The 24,594-nt window shown below is 58.3% G+C and carries 20 protein-coding genes; 5 read left to right on the top strand and 15 right to left on the bottom strand.

What is annotated here, in order from left to right:
• Positions 1 to 39: 39 nt before the first annotated feature.
• From EYC79_RS17475 to EYC79_RS17465, 3 genes are all read right to left on the bottom strand, one after another.
• A complete protein-coding gene (locus tag EYC79_RS17475; protein WP_245495311.1) occupies positions 40 to 1,695 on the bottom strand; it encodes a phosphoethanolamine transferase in 1,656 nt (551 codons plus the stop codon).
• A gap of 138 nt (positions 1,696 to 1,833) precedes the next feature.
• Positions 1,834 to 2,850 (bottom strand): DNA topoisomerase IB, encoded by a 1,017-nt coding sequence (locus EYC79_RS17470; protein ID WP_111847482.1) that lies wholly within the window; start codon positions 2,848 to 2,850, stop codon positions 1,834 to 1,836.
• A 112-nt stretch (positions 2,851 to 2,962) separates the two neighbouring features.
• The gene (locus EYC79_RS17465; RefSeq protein ID WP_113326266.1) at positions 2,963 to 4,186 is read right to left on the bottom strand and encodes a PQQ-dependent sugar dehydrogenase; all 1,224 of its coding nucleotides are present in this window, start codon (positions 4,184 to 4,186) and stop codon (positions 2,963 to 2,965) included.
• Positions 4,187 to 4,369: 183 nt separating this feature from the next.
• On the opposite strand from EYC79_RS17465, the gene EYC79_RS17460 reads away from it, so the two are divergent.
• Positions 4,370 to 4,555, top strand: a complete 186-nt coding sequence (locus tag EYC79_RS17460; RefSeq protein ID WP_062424028.1) for a hypothetical protein — start codon at positions 4,370 to 4,372, stop codon at positions 4,553 to 4,555.
• On the opposite strand, the gene EYC79_RS17455 is transcribed toward EYC79_RS17460, so the two are convergent.
• The 3 genes from EYC79_RS17455 to EYC79_RS17445 are packed head-to-tail and all read right to left on the bottom strand — an operon-like array spanning position 4,552 to position 6,498.
• Positions 4,552 to 5,193, bottom strand: a complete 642-nt coding sequence (locus tag EYC79_RS17455; protein WP_404944067.1) for a class I SAM-dependent methyltransferase — start codon at positions 5,191 to 5,193, stop codon at positions 4,552 to 4,554. The two genes, EYC79_RS17460 and EYC79_RS17455, sit on opposite strands and share 4 nt — an antisense overlap.
• On the bottom strand, positions 5,190 to 5,858 hold the full coding sequence (locus EYC79_RS17450) for an RluA family pseudouridine synthase (protein ID WP_111847544.1): 669 nt from the start codon (positions 5,856 to 5,858) through the stop codon (positions 5,190 to 5,192). Before EYC79_RS17450 ends, EYC79_RS17455 begins: the two co-directional genes overlap by 4 nt.
• Before the next feature lie 52 nt (positions 5,859 to 5,910).
• Positions 5,911 to 6,498: an IMPACT family protein gene (locus tag EYC79_RS17445; protein ID WP_130978774.1), complete on the bottom strand. Its 588-nt coding sequence runs from the start codon at positions 6,496 to 6,498 to the stop codon at positions 5,911 to 5,913.
• A 180-nt stretch (positions 6,499 to 6,678) separates the two neighbouring features.
• On the opposite strand from EYC79_RS17445, the gene EYC79_RS17440 reads away from it, so the two are divergent.
• Positions 6,679 to 7,890, top strand: coding sequence for a TIGR03862 family flavoprotein (locus tag EYC79_RS17440; protein WP_111847486.1), 1,212 nt, complete (start codon positions 6,679 to 6,681; stop codon positions 7,888 to 7,890).
• 140 nt (positions 7,891 to 8,030) lie between these two features.
• Positions 8,031 to 10,982 carry a hybrid sensor histidine kinase/response regulator gene (locus EYC79_RS17435; RefSeq protein ID WP_130978773.1) on the top strand — a complete coding sequence of 984 codons (2,952 nt, stop codon included), beginning with the start codon at positions 8,031 to 8,033 and terminating at the stop codon, positions 10,980 to 10,982.
• Between the two features lie 66 nt (positions 10,983 to 11,048).
• Here EYC79_RS17435 and EYC79_RS17430 read toward each other — a convergent pair whose 3' ends face one another.
• From EYC79_RS17430 to EYC79_RS17390, 9 genes are all read right to left on the bottom strand, one after another.
• Entirely contained in the window at positions 11,049 to 11,993 is a 945-nt protein-coding gene (locus EYC79_RS17430) for a 2-hydroxyacid dehydrogenase (protein WP_130978772.1), read from the bottom strand.
• 126 nt (positions 11,994 to 12,119) lie between these two features.
• Positions 12,120 to 14,468 carry a Wzz/FepE/Etk N-terminal domain-containing protein gene (locus EYC79_RS17425; protein WP_130978771.1) on the bottom strand — a complete coding sequence of 783 codons (2,349 nt, stop codon included), beginning with the start codon at positions 14,466 to 14,468 and terminating at the stop codon, positions 12,120 to 12,122.
• A gap of 71 nt (positions 14,469 to 14,539) precedes the next feature.
• Positions 14,540 to 15,532, bottom strand: a complete 993-nt coding sequence (locus tag EYC79_RS17420) for a glycosyltransferase family 2 protein (protein WP_130978770.1) — start codon at positions 15,530 to 15,532, stop codon at positions 14,540 to 14,542.
• On the bottom strand, positions 15,529 to 16,398 hold the full coding sequence (locus tag EYC79_RS17415; RefSeq protein ID WP_130978968.1) for a glycosyltransferase family 2 protein: 870 nt from the start codon (positions 16,396 to 16,398) through the stop codon (positions 15,529 to 15,531). Before EYC79_RS17415 ends, EYC79_RS17420 begins: the two co-directional genes overlap by 4 nt.
• A gap of 59 nt (positions 16,399 to 16,457) precedes the next feature.
• The gene (locus EYC79_RS17410; protein WP_113265390.1) at positions 16,458 to 17,474 is read right to left on the bottom strand and encodes a glycosyltransferase family 2 protein; all 1,017 of its coding nucleotides are present in this window, start codon (positions 17,472 to 17,474) and stop codon (positions 16,458 to 16,460) included.
• A complete protein-coding gene (locus EYC79_RS17405; protein ID WP_130978769.1) occupies positions 17,471 to 18,670 on the bottom strand; it encodes a glycosyltransferase family protein in 1,200 nt (399 codons plus the stop codon). Before EYC79_RS17405 ends, EYC79_RS17410 begins: the two co-directional genes overlap by 4 nt.
• A 41-nt stretch (positions 18,671 to 18,711) precedes the next feature.
• Complete coding sequence (exoK, locus tag EYC79_RS17400; RefSeq protein WP_245495313.1) at positions 18,712 to 19,467, bottom strand: endo-1,3-1,4-beta-glycanase ExoK; 756 nt, start codon at positions 19,465 to 19,467, stop codon at positions 18,712 to 18,714.
• Positions 19,468 to 19,503: 36 nt separating this feature from the next.
• Entirely contained in the window at positions 19,504 to 20,613 is a 1,110-nt protein-coding gene (locus tag EYC79_RS17395; RefSeq protein WP_165457066.1) for an acyltransferase family protein, read from the bottom strand.
• A 394-nt stretch (positions 20,614 to 21,007) separates the two neighbouring features.
• A complete protein-coding gene (locus EYC79_RS17390) occupies positions 21,008 to 22,492 on the bottom strand; it encodes a lipopolysaccharide biosynthesis protein (RefSeq protein ID WP_130978766.1) in 1,485 nt (494 codons plus the stop codon).
• A 120-nt stretch (positions 22,493 to 22,612) separates the two neighbouring features.
• On the opposite strand from EYC79_RS17390, the gene EYC79_RS17385 reads away from it, so the two are divergent.
• Positions 22,613 to 23,578, top strand: a complete 966-nt coding sequence (locus EYC79_RS17385) for a glycosyltransferase family 2 protein (protein ID WP_130978765.1) — start codon at positions 22,613 to 22,615, stop codon at positions 23,576 to 23,578.
• 52 nt (positions 23,579 to 23,630) lie between these two features.
• Entirely contained in the window at positions 23,631 to 24,584 is a 954-nt protein-coding gene (locus EYC79_RS17380) for a polysaccharide pyruvyl transferase family protein (protein ID WP_113180070.1), read from the top strand.
• Positions 24,585 to 24,594: the final 10 nt, after the last annotated feature.

The following is a 24,594-nucleotide window of genomic DNA, read 5'->3' as shown; positions in this document are numbered from 1 at the left end:
GTATCGCTTCGTGCGGTTCGTCGTCAAGGCACAGGCGCATCATGTCGCGGGCTTCGACTGGCAGGTGTGGAACACGTCGAGCGACGGGTCATAGACCGAGGTGGAGACGTTCATCATCCCGAGAATGCTATGGAAGAAATTGTCGTGGGATTTGCCACCGGCCTTTGCCTCATCGGCAAGGCAGGCCCGGTCGACACCCATGGAACGTGCGAAGTCATTGTCCATCCATACCAGGAAGGGCACATGGGTCTGCTCTGCCGGTGCCAACATGTAAGGCGCACCATGGAGATAGAGACCGTTTTCGCCAAGCGACTCGCCATGGTCGGAGGCATAGAGCATGCCGGTCGCAAGCTTGTCGGAGCGGGCCTTCAGCTTGTCGATGATGGCAGAGAGGAAATGGTCGGTATAGAGGATCGTATTGTCGTAGGCGTTGACGATCTCTTCGTCCTTGCAATTGCCGAGCTCCGAGGTGCGGCAATCCGGCGTGAATGTCCTGAACTGATCGCCATAACGGAGGTAGTAGGACGGACCGTGGCTGCCAAGCTGGTGGATCACGATGACGCTGTCCTTGGTGACGCGGTCGAGCCAACTGTCGAGCCTGTCGAGGAAGATGTCGTCGCTGCATTCGCCGGTCTTGCAGAAGGTGGCGTCACGGGTGGCGCTCAGATCGAAATAGGGAATGCGATCCGCTACGCCCTTGCTTCCGGTATCGTTGTCCAGCCACTGCGCATCGACCCCGGCATGCACCAGAACATCCATGAGGTTCTCATTGGAGAGGGCCTTGCTGTGGGTATATTCCGAGCGGGTGAACTTCGAGAACATGCAGGGAAGTGAGATTGCCGTGGAGGTGCCGCAACTGACCGTGCTCGGAAAATAGAACACGTCTCTCTTTTTGAGTTCGGGGTTGGTTTCGCGGCCATAGCCATTCAGCGAGAAATTGGCAGCACGCGCGGTTTCCCCTGCCACGACCACGGTCACACGCGGCTTACCGACCGCAACGACAGGAGGCTGTACCTTCGCATCGAGACCGCTCTGCGTCACCGTCAACTGCGCTTCCTTGTTGGCGATCTGGAAGTAATGCGCCGTGGCGAACATCGGCGAAATTGGATTGAGGCTTTTGACGATATCCCGGTGCTGACGGATCGCTGTGGTGAACGTCTTGGAATTCATCGCGGCCATGCCGCCAATGATGACGAGGCAGGCGATCACGCTCAGCGTATTCCAGAACAGCTTTCCAAGGATCGGGCGGTGGCGGATGCGCACGAAAGCAAGAAGGACGATGGGAAGGAGCGCGTAGATCGCCATGTGCAGAAGGAAGGCGGAGGTGATCAGATTGTTCGCTTCGCCGGTGGTGGTCTCGAAGGCATTGCGCACCATGTCGCGGTCGATCACCGCACCGAAGCGATCCATGAACCAGGAGCAGAGCGCGGAAATGACGATCACCACCATCAGAACCGGCTTCATGACGTACTTGGCCGAGAAGGTGATGAGGAGGGCAGCAAAAAGCGCTCCTATGGCCACATAGAGCGCGTAGATCGCGGCAGGATAGGCAGACAGATGGGTGTTCACCTTCGACCAGAATGTCTGGTTCATGAAGAACAGCAAATACAGAGCGGTGATAATGCTCAATGTAATGCTGCCAATTTCAGGACGGCGAAGTCTGCTGCTGTCCAGGTGATCCGTCAATGGTGCCACGCGCCCATTCTCCTCGTGCCAATCAATGTACCGGATGCGCATGCGCGCTTTTTACTTTTCCGGCTAATGAAGGCCTTCTGGAGAGATTTGCTGACACGAGACTGAACGGATCAATCTGGTTATCAAGATAGTTCTTAATTAGGTGAGATAGGAGATAAGCCGACGCTCGTCTGCCCTTAGCCCCGATATGGCTTTTGTCGGCGTTTCCAAAACGGTCTCAAGCCGTTTGATTGCTTTAGGCTCGGTGGCAAGATCCAGTACAGATGGGTGGACATAGCTTTTGCGGCAGATGGCTGGCGTGTTGGAAAGCTCTTCTGCCGCTGCCTCGCAGATGCTCTTGATGGTCGGCGTGCTACCGCTCGCGAGGCGCTCGGCAGCATGGCAAAAGCCAGCCAGCGTGCCACCCCAGGTGCGGAAGGTCTTGGCTGAAATGCCTTCTCCCGCTGTTTCAGACAGGTAGCTGTTGAGCGCGCTGGAATCGATGGGATGGACCATGTGGTTTTCATCCTGCCAAACGAAAAGCTGCTTGCCGGGCAGATCGGCGATCTCTTCCAGAATCTTTTGCAGCTTTGGGTGCCGAAGGCTGCGGCGCACCTTCTGTCCACCCTTGGCGATAAAACGGAGTTCAATCGTCTCGCCGAGCGACACATGGCGCTTCAGAAGTGTCGTTGCACCATAGGTGCCGTTGCTTTCAAGATAGGTCTTGTTGCCGACGCGTAGATAGGCGGCGTCAAGAAGAAGAACCAATGCTGCGAGCGTTCTGTTCTGGCTGTTGATGTCCTTCTCGATATCGGAAAGCGCCCGGCGGCGAATGGCGGGCAATGCCTCGCCGAACGACTTCAGCTGGAAGAACTTGGTTTCACCGCGAAATGCGTGCCAGTCGACGTGATAGCGATACTGCTTTCGCCCTCTCGCATCGAAGCCGGTCGCCTGGAGATGGCCCGATGGCTCGATGCAGATCCAGACGCGTTGATAGGCGGGCGGGATGGCGAGTGACCGTATGCGTGTAATTTCGATCTTGTCGGAAAGCAGCGTTCCGTCTGGAAGCCTGTAGGAGAATCCCTTACCGCGCCGCTCACGGGCGATGCCGGGTTCCTGGTCGCTGACATAGGTTAGGCCGATTTTCTTGAGGAGCCGGGCGGGATGCTGGTTCATGATTTTGGCGCTGCCTTCGAGTTTTCCCAAATAACTGCGCTGAACAGGTGTCCGTTCCAGAAAAAGGAGCGGGACATGCCCGCTCCTTTGAATTTGATCAGACTCCGGAGGATCAGGCGTCCGGCGCCAGACGGATGATCTGTGACTTGCCGCCGCCGCGCTCTTCGGTCACGGCGTAGATTGCGCCGTCCTTGCCGAGCTCGACATCGCGGATGCGCGCTTCCAGCGGCAGACGGCCTTCCGAAACCACCTTGTCGCCGTCCATCTTCAGCACCACGAGACCCTGGGTGACCAGGCCGCCGATCAGGAACGAGCCCTTCCACTCCGGAATGGCATCGCCATTATAGTAGACCATGCCGGAGGGGCCGACGACCGGATCCCAGTAGTAGGTGGGCTGCTCCATGCCTTCCTTGGCGGTCGCGCCTTCACCCACCTTGTCGCCGCTATATTCGATGCCGTAGGTGATGACCGGCCAGCCATAATTCAGTCCAGCCTTTGGAAGGTTCAACTCATCACCGCCCTTTGGACCGTGTTCGACGGTCCAAAGGCGCCCTTCGCTGTCGAGGGCGGCGGATTGAATGTTGCGGTGGCCGTAGCTCCAGATTTCGGGCAGGGCGTTTTCGCGGCCGACAAAGGGATTATCCTGGAGCGCCTTGCCGCTGGTGTCGATGCGGAACACCTTGCCCAGTCCGCTGGAGAGATCCTGCGCCTGGACGCGTGGCTCCTTGTCGGAACGCTCGCCAACGGTGACATAAAGCTCGCCATTATTGCCGAAGACGAGACGAGAGCCGAAGTGCTTGTCTCCGTCGTATGTGGGCGTTTGACGGAAGATGACGCTGGTGTTCTCAAGCGCTGCCGTGCCATCCTTCTCCACCAGCTTTGCCGAAGCCACCGACGTGCCGTTGCCGCCATCGCGCGGTTCGGAGAAGGAGAAGTAGATCATCCCGGACGTTTCGAAATCAGGCGCCAACGCAATGTCGAGAAGGCCACCCTGTCCGTCGGAAGCGACTTCAGGCACACCTTCGATCGCAGGTCCTGCCTTGCCGTCCTTCACGATGTGCATGGCCCCTTCCTTCGCCAGGACCAGCATGCGGCCATCTGGCAGGAGAGCCATCGACCAGAGATGGGGAAGGTCATCGGCAACAACGGTCTTTTGCAGCGACGGCATTTTGTCGGGCTGTGGTGCGCGTGTCTGTCCTTCAAAAGCGGGCTTCTGGTTCGTCCCATGCGGTGGGTTCGTTTCTACAGGGCTCGCAGATTGCGCCAAGGCGTAGCTGGGAACGGCAAGGATGGCAGACAGAATTGTGGTGGTCAGCAGGTTTCGAACGCGCGGCATGGAACTCCCTTCCGGTTTAATTGAGCCGACCGGGAACATTTCGGTACTTTTTAAGTTGCATCAACGTCCGTCAAGAAAACTTGATCGGCGCGTGTACAGTCATATGTAATTTCTCGTCCACACGATTTACCTTGGAACGTTCTTCTATGAGCGGCGTTTAGCTGCGTCGGTTAGGAGGGCATTATGCAAAGATTGGACAAGGACGAGCTTGACACTACCGAGGTCAAGCCAATTTTGAGCGTGATGGAGTTTTGCCGTCGCTATCGACTGGATGAGACCGAAGAGAAGCGTCTTCGCAAACTTTTCGGTGACTTTGCCTCGCGTCACGAGCTTTTGATGAACGCGCAGCGCAAGCCGGTGTTCCGTTAATCGTCGGAAACCTCAGCTCTGAACACCATGAACACGTCATAGCGCGTGTTCTTTCCGCAAATCTGATGGGAGGGCTTTTGAAGCCCCTCCATAGGCGCCGCCCGAAGCGGCCATTTCAGGACCACTCTTTTTTTCGCGGACCGCAAAGCCGCTTCCATCACTTCCAGCTGGTCCGGGTCTGAACCCACCACATCGCGCAGCATCCGCATTTCTTTTTTCACCAGCGCGCTGTTGTGGCGGGGCGGGTGCATCGGATCGACCACCACCACGTCGGGCGATAAGGTCTTCAGCAACTCCCGGGAGTCCCCGTGAAGAAGCTTCATTCTGCAGGCAATCTCTTCATATATGCCGCCTGCGGCGAGCGCTCTGGCAATCCCATCTTGCAGATGGGCATGCATCTCCGGCGACCTCTCGATCAGAGTGACATGCGCGCCAAGCGAGGCAAGCAGAAACGCGTCGCGGCCGAGACCCGCTGTCGCGTCGACAATTGTGGGCGTGCGGCCTTTGCTGAAACCGGCGGCCTTCGGCAAAGCCTGTCCCCGCCCTTCACCCGAGCGCAATCGGTGACCGACTGCTCCGCCGACGAAATCAACGACAAATTCTTGACTTTCATCTTTCCTTGCCATGGCTCGTCTCAGAAGGGCGCGGGGACGTGAAAGGTCACATCGTGACCGTCCGGATGTTGGAAGCTCAGTTCTTCGGCGTGCAGAAGAAGCCGCTCCGATGCGGCAAGGGCCTCGCCGCTGGCGTAGAATTCATCGCCAAGAATAGGATGATCAAGCGCCTTCAGATGCACTCGCAGCTGATGCGTTCGGCCGGTTAGAGGACGCAGTTCGAGACGCGTCGCGGGCAGCGGCAGACGTTCCAGAACGCGCCACTGTGTCTGTGACGGACGTCCATTATCCTGGTCCACCCGGTGCCGCGGCTTATTATCCGGGTCGATCGCCAGCGGAAGATCGATCTCACCACTTTCGCCCGTCACTTCGCCCCAGACGATTGCCTGGTAGATTTTTTTCGTCGTCCGGCTTTCGAACTGGCTCGCGATGGCAGCATGAGCTTTTTTGTTCAACGACATCAAGACAATGCCGGAGGTATCCTTGTCGAGCCGGTTGATCATCAAGGCAGAGGGGAACTGTTTTTGAACGCGAGTTGCGAGGCTGTCGGCAAGTGCGGGATCTCGCCCTGGTACCGACAGCAGCCCGCTTGGCTTGTCCAGCACCAGCAAGCTCTCATCCCGGTGAAGGATCGAGATATAGGGCTCCAGCGGTGGATTATAGATCGGGTTTTGCAATTGGCCAGACATGCGAAGCCTCATAGCATGATTTGCGCCACACGCCAGCGCGGTGCGAGATGGCCTATTCCGGCAGCGGAAGAAGGACACGCCCACTGGTGATGTCCTGAATCATGCGCGCAACGCGTTGCGCCTCGCTTGAAGGCACACTGACGCTGAGGTCTGCCCCCGAGCCCGTGAATGTCTCGGCCTCGATGACCAGATGCTCAACGGATAGAAGGCGGGACTTGACCAGCGCGAGGTCGGAAAAGCCGCAGGTCAAAGTCAGTTGATAGGCAGGAATGATGGCGGTCTTCTCGGCATTCTTCAGACAAGACGCCGCCGTTCCGCCATAGGCCCGCACAAGGCCGCCACTGCCCAGGAGGATTCCGCCGAACCAGCGTGCGACGACCACTGCGATGCTGTCGAGTTCGTTCCCGTCGATCGCCTGGAGGATTGGCTTGCCCGCTGTTCCTGACGGTTCGCCATCATCGTTGAAGCGATAACTTTGGCCGATGCGCCATGCCCAGCAATTGTGGTTGGCCGCCGGGTCCGAATGGTCGGCGATGAAGCGTCTTGCGGCTTCCTCATTGGCAACAGAACCTGCCGTCGCGATAAAGCGACTCTTCTTGATGTCCTGTTCGAAAGTTTCCGTTCGGATAAGCGTGAACATGACGCCTCAATAGCGCATATACGCGTTTCGGCAAACGTTCGAAAGCACGTGGCGATCTTTGAGATTCGCCCCTCACGCCTTCGTTCTTTGTCTTGTCGCATGTCGTTCTCGCAAAACCGCTGCACAGTGTTGCGCGACATGCTTTAAGAAGGCCGAGTGAGCGAAGGATAGTCGTTGGCAATGCAAAGAAAACAGATTGCGATCATCGGTGGAGGCCCGGCAGGTCTGATGGCTGCCGAGGAACTATCCACGTCGGATATGGACGTGACTGTTTACGAGGCGATGCCGACCGTCGCGCGCAAATTTCTGATGGCCGGAAAGTCCGGCCTCAACATCACCCATGGCGAGGATTACGCCCGCTTCACCACGCGCTTCGGCGCTTCAGAAGCCTGCCTTAAAAGCGCGCTGGACGCGTTTACACCACAGATGCTGCGCGATTGGGCGGAGGGGCTGGGGCAAGAGACTTTCGTTGGAACCTCTGGCCGTGTCTTTCCGAAGGCGATGAAAGGCTCGCCTTTGTTGCGGGCGTGGCTCAGCCGCCTCACAGAACGGGGCGTTGCGATCAAGGTGCGCCATCGCTGGGTTGGGCTGCGCAACGGCGCGCTTCTCTTCGATACGCCGGATGGGCAAATCGAAATCAAGCCGGATGCCGTTTTGCTTGCGCTCGGTGGCGCAAGCTGGCCGAGGCTTGGCTCTACGGGTGAGTGGGTGCAGGGTTTGCGGGAGGCAGGCGTGGATATTGCGGATTTCCAGCCGGCCAATTGCGGGTTCGACGTCGCCTGGAGCGAGCATTTTCGCGAGCGCTTTGCCGGCGAGCCGCTCAAATCCGTTGTCACCTCGTCCGATGCGGGGCGCTTCGAAGGGGAGTTCGTCATCACCCGGCATGGTGTGGAGGGTGCTCTGATCTACGCGCACGCTGCCGCTTTGCGAGACAGTCTTCGCGACGCCCGTCGGACTGTCCTCACGATCGATCTGGCTCCTGGCCGCTCCGAGGAGCGCATCGCGCGGGATCTGGCGCGGGCATCCAGCAAGGACAGTTTCTCGAACCGGCTTCGTAAAAGCGTCGGGCTGTCTCCCGTCAAGGTCGCCCTGTTGCGCGAATGCGCATCACCACAGGAGATGTCCGCCAGCGAGCTTGCTCGGTTGATCAAGGCGGTTCCACTTGCTGTTTCCGCACCTCGTCCAATTGCCGAGGCGATATCGAGTGCTGGTGGGATTCGCTGGGAAGGTATCGATCAGAACTATATGCTGAAATGTTTGCCGGGATTCTTCGTCGCAGGCGAGATGCTGGACTGGGAGGCAACCACCGGTGGATACCTCCTAACAGCCTGTTTTGCCACAGGAAAAGCGGCCGCTAGAGGTCTGCTGAACCGGTTGACAAACATCTGTTAGTCACATGATCGTCATACCTCTTGCATCGCACATGAAAAAGCGCTTGATAAGTCCATTCAAATGGATAAGCGAAAGCCTGCTTCCATCTCCTGTGTTCAAGACTTGGCGTGGCAAGTCGAAGTTCTTGTTGGTGAATTTGCATGACTGATATGGGTGCGTTTGCGAGTTGGCCTGTCGGTGGCGGAGAGGCGGGTGCCTTGGTACGCGCTTTTGACTGGTCGAAGACGTCGCTCGGGCCGATTGCCGAATGGCCGCAGATCCTTCGCCTGAAGGTGAACTCGGTGGTCAATTCACCCATCCCCCAGGTTTTGATGTGGGGGCCGGATCATGTGATGATCTATAATGACGGCTACACTGAAATTGCCGGAAACTATCATCCGCACGCACTGGGCGGCACGGTCAACGGCATATGGCCGGAAATCTGGGACTGGAACGAAAAGATCCTGGAGGCGGGTTTTCGCGGAGAGGTGCAGTCCTTTCGCGATCAGAAGATGGTCCTTAACCGCAATGGCACGCCGGAGGAGGTCGTTTTCGATCTCTTCTACACGCCGATCTACAATGACGTAGGCATCGTCGAAGGCGTCTTGTGCACTGTTCTGGAAAACACCGAGAAGGTGAAGACTGTCCAGGCACTGGCCGCTAGTCGCGAAGAACTCAGCCGTCTCACCTCTGCCTTGCCGATCCTCGTTGGTTTCATCGACCTCAACTACACCTATCGCTTTGCCAATCAGGGCTATCTCGACTGGTTCGGCTGGGCACCAGAAGACGTGCTTGGCAAGCGCGTCGTGGACGTCGTGGGTGAGGCATTCTTCAACGAGCGCAAGCCATTCATTCAGCGCTCCATGGCAGGCGAGCATATCGTCTCCGACACCAGCATCCAGCGTCCTAACGGCAAGCAGCATGCGGCTGAAATCCGATACGTCCCGAGACGTGACCACAGGGGCGAGGTGGACGGCTGTTACATCCTGATCATCGATATCGAGACGAGGAAGCAGGCCGAGCGCGAAATCCTGCTCAGCAACAGTCGGTTCAAGGCTGCCGTCGAAGCCGTCCACGGTGTTCTCTGGACGAACAGCCCCGAAGGCCGGATGAGTGGTGAACAGCCTGCCTGGTCGCAACTGACCGGTCAAAGCTACGACGAATATCAAGGCTTCGGTTGGGCAGAAGCAGTTCATCCTGGAGATCGTGAAGGATCGATCGACAGTTGGAACCGCGCCGTCGCGGCTAAGGCAACCTATGTCTGGGAGCATCGCGTCCGCCGGCGTGATGGCGTCTATCGCACCTTTGCCATTCGCGGCGTGCCGATCATCGACGCGCAGGGCGAGATAACCGAGTGGGTCGGCGTTCATACCGATATTACCGAGCAGCGCAGCGCCGAGGTGGCGCTAAAGGAGCATGCCGCCAGTCTTGAGCGCGAAATCCGTCACCGTATTCGCGCCGAAGACCAGCTTCGTCAGCTGAACGAAGGGCTTGAAGCACGGGTCGAGAAGGAAATTGCCGAGCGTCGCCAGACGGAGCTTGCGTTGCAGCAGGCGCAAAAGATGGAAGCGATCGGCCAGCTGACCGGTGGCGTCGCCCATGACTTCAACAACCTGCTGCAGGTCATTGCCGGAAATCTCCAGCTTCTTGCCAAGGATGTGGCTGGCAATGAAAGAGCCGAACGCCGCGTCGGCAATGCGCTGGCAGGCGTCAGCCGCGGCGCGAAGCTTGCAAGCCAGCTTCTGGCCTTCGGTCGTCGTCAGGCACTTGAGCCGCGCGTCATCAATGTCGGTCGTTTCGTTGCCGGCATGGATGATCTTTTAAGACGCTCGCTTGGCGAGGCCGTCGAGGTCGAGGTCATCACCGCTGGCGGCCTGTGGAATACCTATGCCGATCCGACCCAGGTCGAAAACGCACTTCTCAACCTTGCGATCAACGCGCGCGACGCGATGGAAGGAACAGGCAAGCTGACGATCGAAGTTGGCAATGCCTCGCTTGATATGGACTATGCGCGCAACCATGCGGAGGTGGAGCCTGGCCAATATGTCATGCTTGCGGTGACCGATACCGGCTCCGGCATGAAACCGGAAATCCTCGACCGCGTCTTCGAACCCTTCTTCTCCACCAAGCCGGAAGGCAAGGGCACGGGCCTTGGCCTCTCTATGGTCTATGGGTTCGTCAAGCAGTCGGGCGGCCATGTGAAGATCTATTCGGAGTTGGGGCAGGGCACGACGGTGCGCATCTATCTGCCGCGCTCCATGGCGGACGAAGACAGAGAGATTGTCGTTCACAACGGGCCTGTCGTCGGCGGCTCGGAAACGGTGCTTGTCGTGGAGGATGATGACGAAGTCCGCGGCACTGTCGTCGAGATGCTGACCGATCTTGGCTACCGGGTTCTGACGGCGCGCGACGCGCAGGCCGGTTTGACGGTTGCCGAAAGCGGCGTGCCGATCGACGTCATCTTTACCGATGTTGTCATGCCCGGGCCGTTGAAGAGCAGTGAGATGGCGCGCCGCGTCAAGGAGCGCATGCCGCATCTCGCCATCCTCTTTACCTCCGGCTATACGGAAAACTCCATTGTCCATGGCGGCAAGCTGGATCCGGGCGTTGAGCTCCTGTCGAAGCCCTATACGCGTGAAGCACTGGCCCGTCGGTTGCGTCATGTGATTGCCAACCAGAAGCAGAGAGCCGAATCCGGCCGGGACCGCGCGCCGGATCAGGCGGTGGCGAGCGAGCCGACTGCGAAGGTCGAGGTGAAGGACGCGTTGCGTGTCCTGCTAGTTGAGGATGATGACCTGATCCGCATGAACACCACGGACATTCTGACCGAAGTCGGCCATGCGGTGGTGGAAGCCGCGAATGCAACGCAGGCACTCGACCTGCTGGATCGGGAGGAGATCGACATCCTGGTCACCGATCTCGGGCTGCCGGATATGGGCGGTGCGGAGCTTGCCGTGCTGGTGAAGCAGCGCAAGCCGGACATCGCCGTGGTCTTCGCCACGGGTGACAATTTCCTGCCGAAGAATGCACCGGCTGGTGCGGTCCTGCTTTGCAAGCCTTACAACGAAAACGATGTGCGCTATGCCATCGGTCAGGCGATGAGCAATTCCTGATCCGTCATGAGCGCGTGTCGCGGTCTTTCAGATTGCGATACGCTTGAGGCCGATGCCTTGCCTGCGTCAGTAGCCTTTTTGCATATCAACTGTCGTCGGCAATTCTCCCGTCCTCCGCCAGTTGCGAATATTCTGCGCGACGATTGCGGCAGAGGAACTGCGATCGGTCGGTGCAGAGATGTGGGGGAGGACCGTAACGCTCGGATGGCTCCAGAACGCTGAACCTTCGTCGAGCGGTTCTTTTTCGAAGACATCGAGCACGGCATGAGCGAGATGGCCACTCTCAAGCGATGCCAAGAGATCATCGGCAACGATAACAGCGCCTCTGGCAAAGTTGATGATCGACGCGCCTGCCTTCATACGCTGCAAACGGCCGGCATTGATGAGGCCGCGGGTCTCGGAGGTCAACGGAACAAGGCAGACGACGATATCGCTTTTTTCGAGAAGCTCCCTCAGCCCATCTTCACCGGATAAAGTTGCCACGCCTTCCAGCTCTTTGAGCGAGCGACTCCAGCCCATGACATCAAAGCCGGCGCCCCGCAGGCGTTTTGCAGATTCGGTGCCGAGCAGGCCTAGCCCGACAAGGCCAACCGTCACGTCTTTCGGATGGCGGTATTCGAGATCTCTCCAGACCTTCTTTTGCTGCTGCTGTCGGTAGGCAGGCATGTCGCGATGCAGGTAATAGGTCCAGGCAAGCACCGCCTCTCCCATGACGCGCGCCAGTTCCGGATCGGTGAGACGCACAATGGGCGGTGCTGTCGGTCCGAGTTCCGAAACAATTCGCTCCACGCCCGCCCACAGGCTGTGGATCCATGTCAATCCGGGGAGCCTGGCGATATCGGCTGGATCAGGATTGGCGACGATGGCGACCTCGGCGGCTTGACGTTCGGCGTCTGTCATCTGTCGAATGGAGACGATCTTTTCGTTCGGCATTGCCTTCGCCAGCGTGTCGATCCAAGTCGCCTCCTCGTCATCGGCTGCGCGAGAAACGTAAGCGATAGGGGAGGTCATGGTCATCATCCTGCATAAGATCGGCTGAGCCCACATAAAGTCGGAAAAAGAATTCGAAATCCATCCCGCGATAGCGCTTGGGAACAAAAAAATGCCCGCTTGAGGGGCGGGCATCTTGTTGCTTGATCAGACCGTTTCCGGCACCGGTTTTTTCGCATCACCATAATAGGCGCCGAACTGCTCATGGTAATGTTCCGAGCCGCCCGGGTCTGCATAGCGCTGAAGCTCTGTCATATCCGTCTTGTTCAGAACGATACCAAGCGTCTTGCTGGCGATTTCCGGTTCGTGGTTCATCAGGTTCTGAACCATCTGAATTGGCGTCTTGCCCCATTCGGTGACGAAGACGAAGCCATCCACCTGCGAGGCGAAGGCCTTTGCATCGATCACCGGCACGACAGGCGCCAAGTCGACGATGATGTAATCGCAGGCTTCACGGGCAGATTCCATGAATTTGCGCATGCCCGCGGATGCCAGCAACTCGCTCGAATGGGCAAACTGGTTGCTGACGGAGACTGGCAGAATGCCCATCTTCGTGCGGCTATCGACCTTGACGGCTTTGGTCCAAGGAACATCATCGAGAACCACTTCGACAAGACCCGCCGACTGGCGCGTGGTCAGCATACGGCTGAGACCAGGATTGCGAATATCCGCATCCACCACCAGCGTGCGCTTGCCCGTGGTGGCGATGAGCCCCGCGAGATTCAGTGCGACGACCGACTTGCCTTCATTCGGCAGGCAGGAGATCACGCCGATCACACGGCACTGCCGCTCCTGGATCACCACATCGGCCGTCAGTTTCACGTTGCGCAGCGTCTCGGTGAAGCTGGAGCGCGGGCTGTCGACCGCAAGCCGCAGCATCTTTTGGAAAGAGACCTGCCCGTTATCTTCGATATTGGTATCAGGCACATCCGGCGTGGCCGCGCCAGTTTCCGACTTTCCGGTCTCGACCCCCTTCTCGCCAATAAACGGCAGGTAGCCCAGGAAGCGCATCCGCAGATTGTCACGCACGTCGGCGCCGGTGTGGAAATAGCGATCCCGGAATTCCAGCACCGCCGCCAGACCGCCACCCAGCATCAGGCCGAGCACGATCGAAAGCGCCATCGTCATGGTCTTCTTCGGGCTGGAGGGCGATGTCGGCAGACCGGCTTCCGAAATGACGCGTGCCTTGGCAATCGGGAAGGACTGCTTCTGCGAAGCCTCCTCGAAGCGACCCAGATAGGACTCGTAAAGTGTCTTCAGCGCGGTTGCCTGCTGCTCAAGCTCCCGAAGTTTGACCATCGTCATATTGGTCTGGGAGTTGCGGCCGGCAACGCGGTCGATGTTATCGCGCAGCGACTGTACACGTGACTGGGTGACGTCGAATTCGTTCTTGAAGCTGCCAGTCAGCTGCTGAAGTTCCTGGTAGATCTGGCCCGCCAGATCCTTTTTCTCGGCCTCGAGAGCGATGGCCTGGGGGTGATCCTTGCCAAACTGCTGGATCACGCCGCGCTCTCGGTCCGAAATGCCGATGTAGCGCTTGCGCAGGTCCTGAATGACCGTATTGTCCGTGTCACGTGCCGAGACCACAGCGTTATTGACCGCGTTGTCCGGGCCCTGATCGATGATCGACTTGTACTGAGAGTAGCGGGCCTGTGCCGTCGCCGCATCGGCCTGGGCAGCAATCAGTTGCCCATTCAAGTCGGCAAGCTGACCTTCCGACATCAACTCCCCTCGCGAGGATACGATGTTGTTGTCGGCCTTGTACTTCTCGACGGCCAGGGACGCAGCCTGGGCGCGCTGGTTGAGATCCGTCAAACGTTCCTGCAGCCAGACCGAAGCGCGTTCCGAAGCGTCGAAATTGGCGTTCAACTGCTCGGTCAGATAGGAATTCGCATAGGTCTTGGCGATGTTGGCGGCAAGCTGGCGGTCGGTGGAGCGGATCGAGATTGCGATGACCGAGCTTCTGCCGACGCGCTCCACCGTCAATGCCTGCTGGATCACGGCAGCCGCCTTTTCGCGCTTGCCGTTACGGATCGCCTCTTCCGACGCGGGTGTGTCGCTCGGTGTCAGCAGATCGACCACGGCCTTGACGGAGGATTTGACGAGATCGACCGGGCCGGTCGGCGGGTTGATGATGGTGTCGTTCTCGTCAAGCCTTGCCTTGTCTACGACCGTCAGAGCCATCTCTTTCGACTTCAGGATTTCGACAGCGCTGGCAATCCGGTTGTCGATGACCTGGGCCGCAGGGACGGGGCTCTCTTCCTCGGCATAGCGAGACAGGCTCTCGTCGAGAAGCACCTGTGTCATCGCGGTATAAACGGGGGTTGCGAGAACGAGATAAAGGCCAGCCAGAACCATGCTTGCAACGACGCAAGCGCCAATGATATTGGCCCGGCGCACCACAGCAGCCCATAGGCGGTCGAGGTCGATAAAGGTGTCGGAATCCTTCGCAGGATCCGGAAAATGGCCGTTCGATCTAAAGGTTTTCTGGTTCATGGACCTACCTTGTCATTTTTATGGGCGCGGGACGCGCGGCAGTTGATTGCCTCGCTTGGTCACCGCAGCGTTCAGTTTCTGGCCGGCGTTGCCGAAGATAAGGCTGAAGGAAAAAGCGTTTTCTTGAGCTTTTGCAGTTTGACGGAAATCGGCATGCGGAGGTGTTTGAGTGCGGCAGGGTCGCGAAGCGCGATCCTGATCGTGTCTGAGACGGAGCGCCGTTTGATGCTGTCGACCAGCATCAGGAAGTGCCTCGCCTGGATAAGACTTTTTGTTCGCTCGACCTGCGCGTCCATCGCCGCCGGCAGAAGCGTGAACTGGCGCAGGAATTCCTTGTCTGCGGCGATCATCGCATCAACATGATGGAGTTCGAGCACGCGCGAAATGGAGCCCTGCCGGATATTATAAACATATCCCGGCATCGGTTCGATGACACAGGAGGCACCGGACGCGAGCGCTGACGCCAGAAGAAGGTAATCCTCGCCGATGCGCAGGTCATGGCGGAAGCGGAGGCCGTGGTCGTTTAGGAACTCACGACGGAAAATCGGCTTTATGTAGCCAAAATTGAAAGTGGACTTGAAGAGGATGTTGGAGCGGATGAAGTCTTCAAGTGTGAGGACCCGTTTCGCTTCAAGAAAGGCGGGATCGAACATCGTCTCGCGCGGGCGTCCGTCGCTGTAAACGACATCCAGATTATCGACGGCGATATCCGCATTGGCTTTTTCAGCGCGCATGATCATCTGCGCCATGCGATCCGGATAGACCACGTCGTCGGAATCGAGCACCGCAATCCAACGCCCCCGCGCGGCATCGATCCCGGCATTGCGCGCGCCGCCGGGGCCAAGATTGTTGTCGAGGGCAATCAGCTTGACACGGGGATTGCGCTCGACAACTGCCTGTACGACAGCGCGCGTATCGTCCGGCGAGCAGTCATCCACCACGACGACCTCGATCGAGACATTGTCCTGCGCCAGAGCGCTGTCGATGGCAGCGACAATCGTGTCGGCGGCGTTGTAGGCCGCGATGACGAAGGTCACATCCGGTTCGGTCGGCAATGCGCTCATGCAGCCTCCACGGCGCCGTATTGGCGGATTTCACGAACGCCAAAGATGCCGCTCAGCGATCCGGCATGAAGTGCGGTGCGCAGAGCCGAACGGCTGCGACGGACGGGATCGAAAGCGGTGACCAGCGTGGTGGTGGCGCAATAGGTGATCTTCGCCGCCGTCGAGACGATCAGCGGCAAGCGCCGGAGCCCTGTCTTCTGCTCCGCCTGCAACCGTCCATGCGTCTGGCCGGAGCGGAAGCGCCGCTTTGCAAGCCACATAAAGCTCGCACGGCTTTGCGGTACCGGTTCTGTCAGCAGGGCGTTTTCCGAATAAGCGATGCGTCCACCGTCCAAATGCATATTCGTGAAGAAATGCGTGTCTTCCCCGCCGCTTTGTCCGAGCGACAGGGCGAAGCGCCGACCGTTCACCGCAGGGGACGCCATGCGCAGCAGTGTGTTGCATGTGTAGCCGGTGATGATCTCCCCACTCACCCAGACAGGCCGGGTGGAGTGGAAGTCGCCCTTCTTCATCCAGCCCGGCGCATCATTGGCATAGAGCGCTGTCACGGGACCGAGCACGGCATCGGCTTGCGTCTCCTGCGCCGTCTTCAAAAGCTCGGTCAGCCAGTTTGCCGGCGCCGTTTCATCGTCGTCGATGAATGCCAGAAAATCGGCTCCGCATTCGGATAGGCAGGCATTGCGGGCAATGGAGATGTTGGACTTCGGGCAATGGACGTAATGGATCGGGAAGGGTGAACGCTCGCGTAACGCGTCGATCAACGCGCGCGCCGAGGGTTCGGCGTCATTATCCGCCACGATCAGGCGCACCGACACGCGCTGCGGAACGTCAAGCCGAAACAGCGAGAGCAGCGTATCTACCACCATCGGGCGGCGATAGGTGCAGATGCCAATATCGACTTTCACAGGAGTTGCGGGATCATACGTCACGAGACAGCCTTTCCTGCCAGTGGCTGGGGCGTGGTGATGGAGCCCAGAAGCTCACGCCAGAAACCTGTCGACCAGGCCAGATGCATCGTCATAGCCGAGACGGCCGCAAGCGGCCCGTAGGGGTTTTTCTCTGCAATTGCCATCCACACCCCATAAGCCAGACATGCGGCAATCCAGAGGCAAAGCGGGACAAGAGCGATCCAGTGGACAAAGCCGAAGAGCGCAAGAGCGGCACAAGGCAGCACCGCAAGCGGGATCATCTGGCGGATTTTTGGAATGGTGCGGTGCTTCAAGAGGTTCTTCGCCCGGCCTCGGCCATAGGCCATATATTGGCGGAACAGCGGACCGATGCTGGCACGCGGATAGTAGGTCATGCGCGTCTTGTCGGTCATCCAGATGCGAAAGCCCGCCTTGCGCAAGCGATGGTCCAGCTCGGCGTCTTCATTGTGACTGAAGCTTTCATCATAGCCGCCGACGGCCTTGAACGCCTCGATCCGCATCAGGGCATGGTGGCCGTGATCGATCCAGCGACCCTTGGCGCCTTCGCGATGCTTCGAACCGCCATTGCCGAGCTTGGAATTCTGCGCAACCGCCGTGGCCTTCTGGAACGTGCCATGGCCGACCGTATCCATGGCGACAACAACGGAATCTGCACCCGTCGCGACGGCATCTTCCAGCAGTCGATGGCAGTAATCATCAGGATAGTCGCCATGCGCATCGATACGGATCATATAGTCGTAGCCCTCTCCGAAGACTTCGACCGCAAGGTTGATGCCTGCGCTCTGGATGCGCTTTGGGTTGGCAAGCAAAATGACGCGCTGATCCTGCCGGGAAAAATCGGCAACGATGTCACGCGTCCCATCCGTGCTGCCGCCGTCTGCGACGATGATGCGATCGTCCGGATGGTTCAACGTGCTGGAAAATTTCAACAGCAGATCATCGATCGTTCGTGCCTCGTTGAGGCAGGGAATGACGATCAAAGTCTTCGCACCGGGAATAGAGACTGATTTCATGATGTCCTCCCGCTCAAAGCCATCGAAGGAACTGCATCGACCGGCCGGCCGTCGGTTTGCATGGTCAAGGATTGAAGCACGCGGACAAGCTCGCGGCAGTCGTTTCGATTCGTGATCCATTGCTGCCGGTCGATTGCTGCGAGCGTTCGGAAGCTTTGGAGATAGGAGGCATCGCTCAATTCGGAAAACAGCGTTTCAAGCGATGCGACGTCGGCCGTCTCGAGAACATGCCCGATCTTTCGCTGCTGCAAAAAACGCGCGGTTTCGGTGCCAGCGACCGCAATCGGCAGGGCACCATGGAGGCAGCCTTCATAAAGTCTGTTCGGCAAGAGCCAGCTTGAGTTCTGTCCTTCTTCGAAAAAGTCGATGGCCCAGGTGAACTGGACATCGTTGTAGATCGACGCCAGATCCTCTGGATTTCTGTAGGGGCCATGGAACGCAAGATGAGGCGCGCGTTCAACGAAGCCGTCGAAGTCATCGAATTCGGAATAGGCCGGGCGGCCGCGCAAGACCACTTCGACCTTACCGTCCATCTTTGCGGCGAAGTCGGCGAGGATTTGGAGTGATTTGCGGCAGCGCAACGCCCCGAACCAGCCGATCTTCCACGGCTCTCCCGCTTGCGGCAGGCGCGGGGAGGGTGCGGTCATGTCGTCGCCATCCAGCGCCAGGACCTTGTTTTCCTGCAAAAGCACAGGAAGGTTCAGACCGGAACGCGGCTTGAAATAATTCTCCACGAATGCCGGTGAACTGGTGATGAGGAGTTTGACGTTCCGGCCAAGCGCACGCTGAACAGCGTTCAGCAGTTTGCCAGGCAGCCCGTCGTTCAAAAGAAGCCTGTGGATGTCGAGACACTCGTAGACGACTGGGACGTCCACACCGAAATGGCTCACGGCGCGCCGGGCAAGCGCCAACATTTCCAGATTGCGGGCGATGATCACGTCCGGCTTTTTCACGGGCGATAGCTTGCTCGCAAGCTTGAGGCTTGCTTTTGCCACGCAGGCGATCCGTTGGGCAAAGCGGCCATCGGCCGTTTGTCCGAGATCGATCGGGGCAAGGCCATCGACGTCGGCCAGCCCGTTATCCGCGCGCTTGAAACCCGCGAGGCTGACGGTCGCGCCACCGGCCCGTAGCGTCATGACGCGACGACGGATGGCAGGGTCTGCCAGATCATGCGCAAAATAGAGAATGTGGGTCATGTCCGATCCGTTCATCTTCGTCTGACTTTGGGCAGTCTGTATCAGTTGGTCTGGCAGGCGACGGATTCCGAAAACTGGCACTTGTCGCCGAGCGCGGTGAAGGCGAAGCGATCGACCTGCATGGTCACAGGACCGGAATAGTCGAACTTGCCCATCCAGCTTTTCAGCGTGTCGGTTCCCCAAAGGCTGAAGAAGATTTTCTGGGCGTTTTGCGGGATCTTCGATGGATCTGTGACCTCGTGAACCATTTTTCCGTTCACGTAGTATCGCAGTCGCTGCGGTTCCCAGACGAAGGCGTAATCATTAAAGCCCTTGTCGGCACCACCCGGCACATCCACCAGCTTTTCGTTGCCGCCCTTTGCCGAGATATACTGGTTCAGCTGGACCTGATTGCTGTTCTTGCCCAGAATCTCCATGTCGATCTCGTCATGCGGCTTCTTATCGGTTGGACCGATATAGGTGAAGAAAGCCGAATTCAGGCCGGAGCCCGGCGCGGTCTTGATGCGCGCTTCATAGGTGCCGTAGCGATAGCGGCCCTTGGTCTGGATTTCTCCGCAGGAATAGTTGCGGTCTCCGGCCTTTTCATTGCTGAAGCCGAGTTCCAGATGGCCGTTTTCGAAAGCGACCAGCTTCTTGGACCATGTGCAGTTCTGGTGCGGGCCGTTGTTCCACCCATCGGAAACGTACCAGAAAGAGCGGTCCATGCTGTCGAAGTTCTCGATGAAGGACTTGCCGTTCTCTTCCTGGGAAAAGGCGGGAGATGCGCCGAACGTAATAGCGATCAGTGCGGCAGCCATAATGCGCGGCTGGGATAGGGCGGGGTAGGTCATGTGTTACCTCCGTCGTTGCGTATAGGCGGGATTGGCAGAAGATTGGCGAGCGGCGGCAGCTTCCGCCGCGTCGTTATGGGCAAGGGGCTTCGGCTTGCCGCTACGGCTGCCGGTCAGGACTGCATAGAGCGAGGGCAGCCGGGCACGGACCTGCGCATTGCTGATGATCAGAAGCACGAAGGTCAAAGCCACCGCGCCGATATAGAAGGCGGGATAGAAGTCAAGATCTCCCTTGTTCCACACCATCCATAGGATGACGAGCAGGGGATAATGGGCGCAGAAAATCCAGAAGCTCAGGCTGCCGGTTTGCGATAGACGCTGGCCAAGACGGTTCTGCACGAGCAGGGACGAGGCGACCCAGAAGCCCAGCACGCCGAAAACGGCCAGCAAATTGCGCATGAGATTGAGGCCGAAGGTAAATTCCGGACCGGTCCAGTACAAGGCGGTGGCAAGCGCGGCGGCGACGATCAGCGTGACCACCGTCAGCGGCTTGGCATAAGGATCAAGCATCTTCAGGTCGATCTTGTGGAGTGCGAGCGCAATGCCGAGCGTGAAGCTGAACAGGATGGATTTCTTCTGTACGATCAGCAGATTGAGATCCGGGATCGCCGTCAGGAGCAAGAGAATGGCAAGCGTCGGTAACGCAAAGCGGCGAACCAGCAGCGCCAAAAGCGGCGACAGCAGGATACAAACGAAGAGATCGCGCAGGAAGTAGAGCGGCACGTTGACGGGCAGCTCTTCCGCCGCAACGCCATGGCTCAGCATTTCGCGCGGGCTGGCATTCCACAGGTCAGGAAAATAGCCAACGCCAATACCTGCACGCTGAAGCAGCATGACCGCAATGAACAGCCCGCCATTCCACAGCAGGAATGGCAGAAGCACGGTCTTGGTCTTGGACTTGATCGTTGCCGGATAGCTAAAGGCATTCCAGCCGCGTCGGAACAGCAGATAGCCCGAGATCGCGCTCAGGCACGGCACACCGATGCGGAACAGGGCATCACCAAGAAACACCCGGACCCAGTCGAAAAATCCGTAAAGACCCAGAAACGGACTTGTCTCCGGATCGTGCGGCACGTGAACGAACACGATGCCGGATATCAAAATTATGCGCATCAAATTGATACGGGAAGATAGGTTCTGATCAACAGTCACATCAGTTACCCTAGTTGGGCGGTGTCTCCCCTCACCGCGTTTCACACAGAGCGAACTTGAAGCCCGTGCGCAAAAGTCTGGTTTTCACTTAAGGGCAAAATGTGGCAGCGCGGGAAAATCGCGCCGCAAGATATGAGGGGTAAATGTCTGGATACTACTTTACTAAAACAAATTATTTGTCTTAAGCGTATGATTTTATTTTGCTTATTTTCTCTATCGTGCCGCCCTCAGGAGTGTCTCCTGAGGCTGAGGAGAGGAGAGCTGTAATGCTGCATTGCGAAATAAACTCCGGAGTTCGCCGTATTCTCCCACGGTATTGAAGACAGAATCGCTTCGACGGCCCGTGCCGCCCCCGTCAGCTGGTGATCGGGGCAGGGGCACCTTGGTCTTTGCGCGATCTTACGAGACCGATGATCTTTTGCAGCAATGCGCGTTCGGTCAGCAGGATCAGAACGCCGTATATCACACCGCCAGCAACAGCGCCGACGAGCACCTGCATGTATGCGTGTGGCAGCGCGTCGCCCGTCCATTGCAGAATGTAGCGGACCGCAAGAGCCATGACGAAAGCCGAGATCATCGGCCGGCTGCTGACATAGAGGCCCGAAAAGAAGGGGGTCTCGCTCGCCTTGAACACGGCCCAGGAATAGGCAATCAACGTTGCTGCATTGACGATGCAGAGCCAGATCATCGCGTCGATAAGCGACCCGTAGACAGCGGCAACCCAGACCGCAGCGGTGGTCACGACGGCGCGGATCGTGGCGGACCAGAACAGCACGCGCCCATAGCCGGCACCCTTCAGATAGGGGATGAAGGTGCTGCATGGGGTGAGGATGGCTTTCGACAGAGCAAGAAGGCCGAGCACAGGCCACGCATAGGCCCAGTTCTGGCCGAAGATCACCAGCATTGCCGGTTCTGCAACGGCCCAAAGGCCGAACATCATCGGTGCCAGGATGACGGTCAAGACCTGTGTGCTGAACATCAGCGCTTCGCGCCGCCGCTGCCGGTCGTCCATCATGCGGCTGAAGGCCGGGAAAAGAACGCCCATAACGGCCGAGAGCACGACCTGGTTGGGAATGCTGGCAAAGCGATTGGAGGCGGAATAGGCGCCGGCATCGGCAAGCCCGAGATAGCGGGCAATGATCACCATCGGCGATTGGAAGGTGACGAAGTTGGCGATCTCCGAGCCCATCAGGCCGGAGCTGAAGCCGAGCAACGGGATCAAACGCTTCGGCTTCATGACGAGGCGCGGCGTATAGCGCGATACGGCATAGAGCCCGACAAGCCGGATGAGGGCTGCGGCGAAAAGCTGGATGATCAGAGCCCACACGCCGAAGCCGGCAAAGGCCAAGACGACGGCGAGGATGGCTGCAGCACTTTCCGACGTCACGCTCCAGATGGCGTCCTTGCTGAAATTCATCCGCCGCGCCAGAAGCGAATAGGCAACATCGCCTGCCAGTTGCAGCGGAATGAGAAAGGCCATGATGCGCAGCAGATAGGCGCTTTCCACGGCACCCAAGAGGCCACCGAAGAACTCCGCGCCGAAGTAGAGGATGGCGGCCATGGTGCAGGAAATTGCCAGATTGGCCCAGAAGACGGTATGGATCGTATCCATATCCTCTTCCTTCTCCACAATCAGAGCGGAGGTCAGACCAGCGCCTGCAATCATCGTCAAAAACTGCACGACTGTGAGCCCGACAGCGACAACGCCGAATTCTTCCGGTGTCAGCAAACGTGCAAGAATCGGGACTGTGACAAATTTAAGCCCGAATGTGCCTGTCTTTGAGAGCACGCTCCAGCCGACATTGGCCGTGATGGTTTTGACGCTTGGGGCTGGAGGCATGGGTCCATCCTGTGTCTGGAGGCCGGCAAAAATCGTGGAGCCGGCGGGAGGGTTGCCACTCATCGGGGCCGTAAGTCTACGGCGGGCCCGACACTTCTTGATGAAACAAGGGGCGAAACAATGGCGAAATTTACAGTCGTTATTCCTTACTACCAGAAGAAGCATGGCATACTCGGTCGAGCGCTCGCATCGGTTTTTTCTCAAGCATGCCAGGATTTCGATCTCGTCATTGTCGACGACGAATCGCCGTATCCCATTGAAAATGAACTAGCGGAGCTGGCTGAAGAGCAGAAAAACCGCATCAAGGTGGTCAAGCAGGCGAATGCCGGTCCAGGTGGTGCGCGCAATACCGGGCTCGATCATGTGCCGGCCGAAACACGCTATGTGGCCTTTCTTGATTCGGACGATATCTGGACGCCGGAGCACCTAAAAAATGCAGAGCTCAGCCTCGATCGGTTCGAAGGCGAATGCTACTGGGCGTCCATGCAGGCAAGCGATGAGTTCTATTATCACTTCGCCATGTCGGAGCTGGAAAAGAACGAGGGTGCCGCCCGTCTGAGCGAATCACCGCGTGTCATCGAGCTGCCGGATCTCGCCAGCGTCATGCTGCGCAACTGGAGCTTCCTCCATCTTTCCTGCATGGTCATCGGCAGGCCGCTGTTTGAAAAGATCCGTTTCGATCCCGCGCTTCGGCTGGCGGCAGAGGACGTGCTCTTTTTCTGCGACTGCATTCTTGCATCCAGGCGCACCCTTCTATGTGACGACGCGGGTGCGGCACGCGGCATGGGTGTGAACATCTTCCACAGCATCGACAACACCTCGCCGGAATTTCTGCGCCAGCAGTTCAACACCTGGGTCGCACTCGACACCTTGCAAAGTCGTTTTTCCAAACGTCCCGCCGATGTGGCTTCCATCGCGTCCTACAAGAATACGGCGCGCAGACAGGCACTCTGGAGCCAGGCCGGCAAGCTGAAGCGTCGCAAGGCGCCGGAGCTTGGCCTTCTGTTCAAATGGATGATGCGTGATCCTGCGATCTTGCGTGCAGCCTTCGAACTTGGGGCCGGCAAGATCGTCCGCTCGAAGTGATCGTCTCTTTCGCGGCTTTCTTTCAGGCCCTTTTTTCACTCAGGAGAAATCCATGAAACCTTACCATTGGGAATCCCATCACGGGAATTTCGGCGACGACCTCAATCTCTGGCTCTGGGATTTTCTGCTGCCGGGGCTTCGCGATGTTCATCCGGATGTTCTGCTTGTCGGCGTCGGCACCGTTCTCAACGATGTGCTCTTCCCTCCCGGCCAGCGCAAGCTGGTGATCGGCAGCGGATATGGCTATGGTGCCGTGCCCGATACATCGAACCCCGATCTTTGGGATATCCGTTGCGTGCGCGGTGAAATGACCGCTGCCAAGCTTGGACTGGCGCCCGAGAAGGGCATCGTCGATCCCGCCGTGATGGTGACGGAGATGCCGGAGTTCCAGAACCTGCAGAAGATCTATAAAAAGACCTTCGTTCCCCATTGGGAATCGGCGGAGTTCGGCATGTGGGACACTGTGTGCGAACCGGCTGGTCTCACCTATCTCGATCCGAGAGGAGAGGCGAAATCCGTCATCAAGCAGATTGCCCAGTCAGAAATGATCGTGGCCGAATCCATGCATGGCGCGATCCTTGCCGATGCGTTTCGGGTTCCCTGGGTCGCGGTCAGCACCTCGCAATCGATCAACAGCTTCAAGTGGAGTGACTGGGCAGGAAGTGTCGGCGTCACCTACGAGCCTCGTTACATTCCCGTCTCCACACGCGCAGAAGCTGCAAAGAAGGGTTCGAAGTTCTGGGGCATGAGCTTTCCGCCTCCGCCCCCGCCGGTCATCGTCGAACACACCTCTGCAGCGCCACATGACGATGGCGATGTGCTTGTCCGTGCCGAGACCCAACGCCCGCTGCGCAAACTCGCAAAGCAGGTTCTCGCCGCTCCGTCGATTCTGGCGCTATGGCAGGCAAGCCGTGCGGAACCAAGATTGAGCCCAGACGGACGGCTGGAAGAACGTAAGGAGCGCTTTCAGGCGGTTCTGGAAACGGTCAAGCGCGACTACTTCTGAAACAAAACAC

The sequence above is a fragment of the Agrobacterium cavarae genome (genome assembly GCF_004310285.1).
GTDB lineage: Bacteria > Pseudomonadota > Alphaproteobacteria > Rhizobiales > Rhizobiaceae > Agrobacterium > Agrobacterium cavarae.
Note: the sequence above shows the minus strand (reverse complement) of the source record. Positions and strands in the feature narration are given on the sequence as shown.

What these genes read in the sequence shown, in the direction of transcription:
- EYC79_RS17470 (WP_111847482.1), bottom strand. Translation starts at nt 2,850, where the DNA reads ATGAACCAGCATCCCGCCCGGCTCCTCAAGAAAATCGGCCTAACCTAT.
- EYC79_RS17465 (WP_113326266.1), bottom strand. Translation starts at nt 4,186, where the DNA reads ATGCCGCGCGTTCGAAACCTGCTGACCACCACAATTCTGTCTGCCATC.
- EYC79_RS17460 (WP_062424028.1), top strand. Translation starts at nt 4,370, where the DNA reads ATGCAAAGATTGGACAAGGACGAGCTTGACACTACCGAGGTCAAGCCA.
- EYC79_RS17450 (WP_111847544.1), bottom strand. Translation starts at nt 5,858, where the DNA reads ATGTCTGGCCAATTGCAAAACCCGATCTATAATCCACCGCTGGAGCCC.
- EYC79_RS17445 (WP_130978774.1), bottom strand. Translation starts at nt 6,498, where the DNA reads ATGTTCACGCTTATCCGAACGGAAACTTTCGAACAGGACATCAAGAAG.
- EYC79_RS17440 (WP_111847486.1), top strand. Translation starts at nt 6,679, where the DNA reads ATGCAAAGAAAACAGATTGCGATCATCGGTGGAGGCCCGGCAGGTCTG.
- EYC79_RS17435 (WP_130978773.1), top strand. Translation starts at nt 8,031, where the DNA reads ATGACTGATATGGGTGCGTTTGCGAGTTGGCCTGTCGGTGGCGGAGAG.
- EYC79_RS17430 (WP_130978772.1), bottom strand. Translation starts at nt 11,993, where the DNA reads ATGACCTCCCCTATCGCTTACGTTTCTCGCGCAGCCGATGACGAGGAG.
- EYC79_RS17425 (WP_130978771.1), bottom strand. Translation starts at nt 14,468, where the DNA reads ATGAACCAGAAAACCTTTAGATCGAACGGCCATTTTCCGGATCCTGCG.
- EYC79_RS17420 (WP_130978770.1), bottom strand. Translation starts at nt 15,532, where the DNA reads ATGAGCGCATTGCCGACCGAACCGGATGTGACCTTCGTCATCGCGGCC.
- EYC79_RS17415 (WP_130978968.1), bottom strand. Translation starts at nt 16,398, where the DNA reads ATGGTGGTAGATACGCTGCTCTCGCTGTTTCGGCTTGACGTTCCGCAG.
- EYC79_RS17410 (WP_113265390.1), bottom strand. Translation starts at nt 17,474, where the DNA reads ATGAAATCAGTCTCTATTCCCGGTGCGAAGACTTTGATCGTCATTCCC.
- EYC79_RS17405 (WP_130978769.1), bottom strand. Translation starts at nt 18,670, where the DNA reads ATGACCCACATTCTCTATTTTGCGCATGATCTGGCAGACCCTGCCATC.
- exoK (WP_245495313.1), bottom strand. Translation starts at nt 19,467, where the DNA reads ATGGCTGCCGCACTGATCGCTATTACGTTCGGCGCATCTCCCGCCTTT.
- EYC79_RS17395 (WP_165457066.1), bottom strand. Translation starts at nt 20,613, where the DNA reads ATGCGCATAATTTTGATATCCGGCATCGTGTTCGTTCACGTGCCGCAC.
- EYC79_RS17390 (WP_130978766.1), bottom strand. Translation starts at nt 22,492, where the DNA reads ATGCCTCCAGCCCCAAGCGTCAAAACCATCACGGCCAATGTCGGCTGG.
- EYC79_RS17385 (WP_130978765.1), top strand. Translation starts at nt 22,613, where the DNA reads ATGGCGAAATTTACAGTCGTTATTCCTTACTACCAGAAGAAGCATGGC.
- EYC79_RS17380 (WP_113180070.1), top strand. Translation starts at nt 23,631, where the DNA reads ATGAAACCTTACCATTGGGAATCCCATCACGGGAATTTCGGCGACGAC.